Source organism: Kitasatospora sp. NPDC059577 (genome assembly GCF_042735475.1).
Lineage (GTDB): Bacteria > Actinomycetota > Actinomycetes > Streptomycetales > Streptomycetaceae > Kitasatospora.
On the sequence record NZ_JBHWBZ010000018.1, the window covers coordinates 83,944 to 90,761 of the forward strand.

General features: G+C 73.4%; 6 protein-coding genes. 5 read left to right on the plus strand and 1 reads right to left on the minus strand.

Translation table 11 applies throughout. From position 1 onward, the window contains the following. From ACFV0O_RS16995 to ACFV0O_RS17005, 3 genes are all read left to right on the plus strand, one after another. The coding region (locus tag ACFV0O_RS16995; protein WP_380342049.1) for an amidohydrolase family protein at nt 1-1,036 on the plus strand (1,036 nt) is incomplete at its 5' end. Nucleotides 1,037-1,317: 281 nt separating this feature from the next. Beyond that, nucleotides 1,318-2,808 carry a S8 family serine peptidase gene (locus ACFV0O_RS17000; RefSeq protein WP_380342052.1) on the plus strand — a complete coding sequence of 497 codons (1,491 nt, stop codon included), beginning with the start codon at nt 1,318-1,320 and terminating at the stop codon, nt 2,806-2,808. Between the two features lie 157 nt (nt 2,809-2,965). Then, nucleotides 2,966-3,331: a hypothetical protein gene (locus ACFV0O_RS17005; protein WP_380342055.1), complete on the plus strand. Its 366-nt coding sequence runs from the start codon at nt 2,966-2,968 to the stop codon at nt 3,329-3,331. 74 nt (nt 3,332-3,405) lie between these two features. Here the strand turns inward: ACFV0O_RS17005 and ACFV0O_RS17010 are convergent, their stop codons facing one another. Beyond that, the gene (locus ACFV0O_RS17010) at nt 3,406-4,305 is read right to left on the minus strand and encodes a HipA family kinase (protein ID WP_380342058.1); all 900 of its coding nucleotides are present in this window, start codon (nt 4,303-4,305) and stop codon (nt 3,406-3,408) included. A 91-nt stretch (nt 4,306-4,396) separates the two neighbouring features. On the opposite strand from ACFV0O_RS17010, the gene ACFV0O_RS17015 reads away from it, so the two are divergent. Both ACFV0O_RS17015 and ACFV0O_RS17020 read left to right on the plus strand, forming a co-directional pair. Then, nucleotides 4,397-4,837, plus strand: a complete 441-nt coding sequence (locus tag ACFV0O_RS17015) for an SRPBCC family protein (RefSeq protein WP_380342061.1) — start codon at nt 4,397-4,399, stop codon at nt 4,835-4,837. Between the two features lie 270 nt (nt 4,838-5,107). Beyond that, the gene (locus tag ACFV0O_RS17020; RefSeq protein WP_380342064.1) at nt 5,108-6,262 is read left to right on the plus strand and encodes a glycosyltransferase; all 1,155 of its coding nucleotides are present in this window, start codon (nt 5,108-5,110) and stop codon (nt 6,260-6,262) included. The last annotated feature ends 556 nt before the right edge of the window (nt 6,263-6,818 follow it).

Here is a 6,818-nt window from a genome sequence, read left to right on the forward strand (position 1 = left end):
GCACATACCGGTCCGTGCGACGCTCCAGCAGGCCCTGGTCCCGCACGACACGCAGCAGCGGTGCGAAGTCGCGTTGGGGGGGGGGGGCCCCCCGGTGCTGGGCGGGCCGTGGCCCGCCCGGGGGTTCGAATACGGGGCCGGGGGGCGGGTGTGGGGCGCCGCCGACGCGACCGCCCGGCTGCTCGCCGCAGCCGGGCTGGACACCCTGCTGGTGGACACCGGACTGACCGCCGCCGCGGGCCTGCCGCTGTTGCCCCCGGCCGAACTCGCCGAGCTGGCCGGGGCGTCGGTGCGCGAGGTGGTCCGACTGGAGACGGTCGCCGGGTCGGTGACGGCCGGTGCCGAGGACTGGCCCGGGGCCGTCGCCGAGGCGCTGGCGGCCGCCGCCCGGGGTGCCGTCGCGGTCAAGTCGGTGCTCGCCTACCGGCACGGCCTGGCGGCCCCGGCGCACCGGCCCGCCCGGTCGGCCGTGGTGGCCGCGGCCGGCGCCCGGCTGCGCGGCGGGCACGGCCGGCTGACCGACCCGGTCCTGCTGCACCACCTGCTCTGGACGGCCGTGGACGTCTGCGCCGAGCTCGGTCTGCCCCTCCAGCTCCACACCGGCTTCGGCGATCCGGACCTCACCCTGCACCGGGCCGACCCGTCCCTGCTGACGGACTTCGTGCGCGCCGCCGAGCCCAGCGGCGTCCCGCTGGTGCTGCTGCACTGCTACCCGTACCACCGCCAGGCCGCCTGGCTGGCCCAGGCCTTCCCGACGGTCTTCACCGACCTCGGGCTGACCGCCTCGTACACCGGGCCCCGGGTGGCGGAGGTGCTGGGCGAGATGCTGGAACTGGCGCCGTTCGGAAAATTGCTGTTCTCCACCGACGCCTACGGGCTGCCCGAACTTTTCTTGGTGGGCACCTGTCAGTTCCGGCACGGACTGGCTGAGTTGCTGGATCGGTGGCAGTCCGACGGTGCGTGTGCGGCGGCCGACGCGCAGCGGCTGACGCACTCGGTCGCCGCCGACAACGCCCGTCGGCTGTACGGGTTGTAGCAGCCCGGAAGGTCGTCACAGCTGCACCTCAGGGTGTGGCCGGGGCCGGTGAAGGCGCTTCCGAAGTGGGTGGCCGCACGTCGGCGAACCATCACTTTTTAACAATCTTGGCCCTGTTGCCCTTGTTGATCTGCGAACTCTCAACCTCTCTTGTTGCTCTAGATGTGACGATTAGATGACTACCTCTTGCGCATCTCATCGAATATTCATTAAGTTCCGGTCATTCCCAGTGCACCTGCCAACCGCAGCTGCCGGATGACGACTCGGGAGGGCCAACCCCAATGAGAGTTCCTCGGATCAGCCGGACCCGGTACGCGGCAGTGGGCCTCGTGCTCGCCACCGCCGGCGCCCTCGCGCTCCCGGCCGGCACCGCCGTCGCGGCTCCCACGGCCGACCCGACGACCGGCCCGCTGCTCAGCTACGTCGTCAACACCAAGGCCAACCACGGCCAGGTGCAGAAGGTCGAGCAGGCCGTCAAGAGCCTCGGCGGCTCGGTGGTCTACTCGTACGAGCAGATCGGCGTCGTCATCGCCCGCTCGACGGACACCAAGTTCGCCGAGAAGCTGCGTCTGGCCAAGGGCGTCGACTCGGTCGGCGCCAGCCGCACCAAGGGCATCACCGCCGCCGACCAGGGCAAGGCCGAGGTCGCCCCGGCGCCCACCACCGCGCCCGCCGCCGGCCAGGAGCCGCTGGAAGCCAACCAGTGGGACATGCGCCAGATCGGTGTCGACAAGGCGCACAAGATCTCGCTCGGCAGCCGCAACGTCACCGTCGGCGTGCTGGACTCCGGCATCGACGCCACGCACGAGGACCTGGCCGCCAACGTGGACGCCTCGCAGTCGGTCTCCTGCATCGACGGCGGCAAGCCGAACACCGACTGGAAGGCCTGGCAGCCGGGCCCCGACGGCGACCACGGCACCCACGTGGCCGGCACCATCGCCGCCGCCAAGAACGGCAAGGGCATCGTCGGCATCGCCCCGAACGTGAAGCTGGCCGCGGTCAAGGTCGTCGACGACGGCGGGTTCATCTACCCGGAGTACGCGATCTGCGGCTTCGTGTGGGCCGGTGAGCACCAGTTCAAGGTGACCAACAACAGCTACTACGTCGACCCGTGGATGTTCAACTGCCCGAACGACAAGGACCAGGCGGCCATCACCGCCGCCGTCAAGAAGGCCGTCGCGTTCTCGCAGCGCAAGGGCGTCCTCAACGTCGCCGCGGCGGGCAACGAGAACATCGACCTGGCGCACAAGACCACTGACGTCTCCAGCCCGGACGACACCACCCCGGGCACCCGCCCGGTCACCAACGACTGCCTGTCGCTGCCGACCGAGCTGCCGGGCGTCATCGCCGTCTCCTCGGTGGGCGTCAACGGCGAGAAGTCGTACTACTCCAGCTACGGCAAGGGCGTCGTGACCGTCGCCGCGCCGGGTGGCGACAAGCGCTACCAGATCCCGAACACCCCGGACAAGGACGGCCGCATCCTGTCCACCATCCCCGGTGGCAAGTACGGCTACATGCAGGGCACCTCGATGGCCTCCCCGCACACCACCGGCGTCCTCGCCCTGCTCGCCAGCACCTTCCCGTGGGCCAGCCCGGACGAGCTGACCGAGATGCTGACCAGCCAGGCCGAGTCGCACCCGTGCCCGACCGGTGACTTCAACCCCGGCGGCGCCGGCCAGTGGAAGGCCACCTGTGAGGGCGGCGCGGACGACAACGGCTTCTACGGCGCGGGCATCATCAACGCCGAGAAGGCGGTCCAGTGGTGGCGCTGAGGGGCTGACCACGACGACACCTGATCGCTGAGCCGGGGAGCGGGACCACTGGGTCCCGCTCCCCGGTCGCGTTTGAGTACCCGTACTCAGGCCGCCGCCACGCCCGCCGCACAGGATGGAGTCGTACCCACCGGAGTCACCACAGGAGTTGAGCGACATGGCGCAGAGCGTCCCCGGCCGGCCGACCACCCTCGGCGCACCGGGCCTCCCCGGCCGGCGGAACCGGGTCGCGCTGGCCCTGGGCGTAGGCCAACTGCTGCTCGCCGCACCCATGCTGGCCACCCTCGGCGCGGGCGGCCTGGTGGTCGCGGTGATGGGCCTGGCCGCCGGCAGCTCGCCGGCCGCGGTGCTGCTGCTCGCCCTGCTGCTCGCCGCCGGGCCGCTGCTCGGGCTGGGCCTGGCGTTCCTGGTCGTCCGGCTGCGGCGGCTGCCCGCGGACGTCGCGTTCCCGACGGCCGGCTTCGGCCTGCTGGTCGGCACCGCGATCGAGTACGTCGGCTGGATCCGGCCCGCACTGGGCTGAGTCCGGGCCGACCCGCGGCCGCCGTTCGGCTGCCGTTCGGCCGTCCCGGCCGCGGCGCCGGCCGCCACCCGCGGTCAGCCCTCGTCGACGTGCTGTCCCCAGACCGTCTCCACCGACGGCTTGCCGTGCAGGTCCGGCACCTCCTGCAACCAGGCCGGCCGCCCGGCCCGGGTCCGGGCCGCCTGCCGCCGCTCGGCCTCGCGCAGCTGCTCGGGGGTGGCGAACCCCTCCGGCAGCCACTGCTCGGAGAGCACCACCCGGGCGGCCAGGTGGGTGACGTAGGCGTGCCGGACGGCGTCCACCGAGTCGAAGCCGGGCTCGCCGGCCAGCCACGCGTCCGGGACCAGCGCCAGCACTTCCTCCAGCAGCGGCACGGTGACCAGCGGGCCGAGCTCCTCGTCCGCGAGCCCGACGTCCGGGGCGGAGCCGCCGAGGGCGTGCGCGCTGAGGTCGTACCGCTTGCCGACCGCCGCCCCGGCCCCCGCCCAGCGGTGGTGGAAGATCAGCGCGGCGCCGTTGTCGATCAGCCAGAGCCGTCCGTGCCAGACCACCAGGTTGGGGTTGTGCACGGTGCGGTCGACGTTGCCGGTGAGCGCGTCCAGCCAGACCACCCGGCCGGCCTCGACGGAGTCCACCGCGATCATCCCCGGCCGGAAGTCCCGCGCCCCGGGCAGCAGGTCCATCCCGAGGTTGAGGCCGGTGCTGGCCCTGAGCATGTCCTGGATCTCGGTGTCCGGTTCGTCCGCGGCGACGGCCGGGTCGAAGTCCACCAGCCGCAGCTCGGGCACCCGCAGGCCCAGCCGCCGGGCCAGCTCGCCGACGATCACCTCGGCGATCAGCGCCTTGCGGCCCTGCGCGGCCCCGGTGAACTTGACCACGTACGTTCCCAGGTCGTCGGTCTCCACCACGCCGGGCACGGAGCCGCCGGCCCGCAGCGGGTCGACGTAGCGCACTGCAGTCACCAGATCGAGCACACCGGCCACCCTATCCCGCCGCGTCACGGGCGTGACCCTGTGATTGGCTTGCCGGTGAGAGCGCGACCCACCACACGAGGAGAGCAAGGTCATGGGACAGGTGCAGGCCACCACCGAGCGGGTCTACGACGCGGCCCCGGAGCAGGTGTACGAGGCGCTGGCCGACTACCAGGTGACCCGCCCGAAGCTGCTGCCCGCGCAGTACAGCGAGTACGAGGTCCGGGTCGGCGGCACCGGCGCCGGCACCCAGGTGCACTGGAAGCTGCAGGCCACCGAGAAGCGGGTGCGGGACTGCCTGTTCACCGTCTCGGCGCCGCAGCCCGACCAGCTGGTGGAGAAGGACGCCAACTCCAGCATGGTGATCACCTGGACCGTCGCGGCCGCCGGTGAGGGCGGCACCAAGGTCACCGTGACCGCCACCTGGCAGGGCGCGACCGGCATCGGCGGCTTCTTCGAGCGCACCTTCGCCCCCAAGGGCCTGAACCGGATCCACGACCAGGTGCTGGCCAACCTGGCCGCCGAGGTCCGCTGACGCGCATCGAGGTCCGCGGAAGCACGTCGAGGTCCGCTGAGGCGGATCGAGGGTCCGTCGGGACGGCCGAGGCCCGCCGCGGTCGCCGGGTGACGCGACCGGCAGCGCGATTCGGTCGCCTGAATCCATCAACGTGCTTGAATCGCGCGGGAATTCGAGGCGGTCGGCCACCCGTACGAGCGGAACACCGTACGGGTGGTCGAACCGCCACCTCCGGGTGACGGGGGCCGCCCGGCGCGGGGGAGCCACCCTAGGCTCGCCGCCGTGCATATGACGATCCTTCACATTTCGCAACCGGTGGACGGCGGGGTCGCCCGCGTCGTCGCCGACTTGGTCAGGGGACAGCGCGAGGCCGGCCACCGGGTGCTGGTCGCCTGTCCGCGCGGCGGGCGGCTGGCCGAGGAGGCCGCGGCGGTGGGCGCGCTGGTCCAGGACTGGCCCGCCGGGCGTTCGCCGGGCGCGGGCACCGCCGCCGAGGCCTGGCGGCTGCGCCGGATCGTCCGCGCGGCCGCGCCCGACGTGGTCCACCTGCACAGCGCCAAGGCCGGGCTGGCCGGCCGGCTGGCGGTGCGCGGCGCCGTGCCGACGGTGTTCCAGCCGCACGCCTGGTCCTTCGCGGCCGTGGACGGCGCGCTGGCCGCCGCCACCCTGCGCTGGGAGCGCTTTGCCACCCGCTGGGCGCACCGGCTGCTCTGCGTCAGCGTCCAGGAGCGGGCCGACGGCGTGGCCGCCGGGGTGCACGCCGACTGGGCGGTGGTGCCCAACGGCGTGGACGTCCGGCACTACGCGCCCGCCGACCGTCGGGCCGCCCGGATCGCGCTGGGCCTGGACCTGGACGCCCCGCTCGCGGTCTGCGTCGGGCGGTTGTGCCGGCAGAAGGGCCAGGACGTGCTGCTCGCCGCCTGGCCGGAGGTGCTGCGCCGGGTGCCGCAGGCGAGGCTGGCGCTGGTCGGCGGCGGGCCGGACGAGCAGCGGGTGGCGGAGCTGGTCCGGGAGAGCGCCGAGCCGGCCCGGGTCCGGCTGGTCGGGGACGTGGCGGACCCGCGCCCGTGGCTGGCGGCGGCCGACCTGGTGGTGCTGCCCTCGCGCTGGGAGGGGATGGCGCTGGCCCCGCTGGAGGCGATGGCGGCCGCCCGTCCGGTGCTGCTGACCGACGTGCCGGGGGCGCGGGAGTGCCTGCCGCCGGCGGAGCGGGAGCAGGCGGTGGTCCCGCCGGAGGACGCGGCGGCGCTCGCCACCCGAATGGGGGAAGCGCTGTCCGATCCGATCGAATGCGAGCGACGCGGCGCGCGCCTGCGCGATCACGCGGTCGCCCGGCACGACGTGCGCACCGTGGTCGAACAGGTGGACGCCCTCTACCGGCATCTGCTGGGCGCCGGGCCGGCTGCGGGGCGGCGCAGGGCCCGTGTCCCAGAGCGGATCTGATCGTTTCACATGCCGTGAATGCCCGCCGATTCCGGCGTCGGCGAATTCGCACCCTCAACCGGACAGGGGATGGGGCTTCAAATCCGAAATACCTATTAATGGGCGGCTGGAATGAAACGGCAAGTCAACTTCCGTCCCGTAACGCCTGGTTCGGTATTGTCGGATTTTGCCTGCTTCGTTCAGATTTCATATCGGGAATTCACGGCTGGGCCCCTCGCGACCGAGTCCCCCGCGGCCGATCCCTTCACGATCGGCCCCGCCACGGGAGCTCCGAGAGCCGCCGGCGGCAGCAGGTGCTGTCAGGACCGCGCCCACCGGGCCGGGACGGCCGCCCCGCGCCAACCGGTGCCGGGGCACCGTAACCCCGGGCACACAGCAGGGGAGATCGTGCGCTGATGACCATTGACCACGACAGCGTGCCGCGATCGGGCGGGCCCCTGTCCGGCCCCCGCCGGCCGGGGACCCGGCGGGGGGGGGGGGCCCGCCCCCCCCCCGGGCGCCCCCCCCGGGCCGCCCGCCCCCGCCGCCCCCGGGCCCGCGCGCGCCCGCCCCCCCC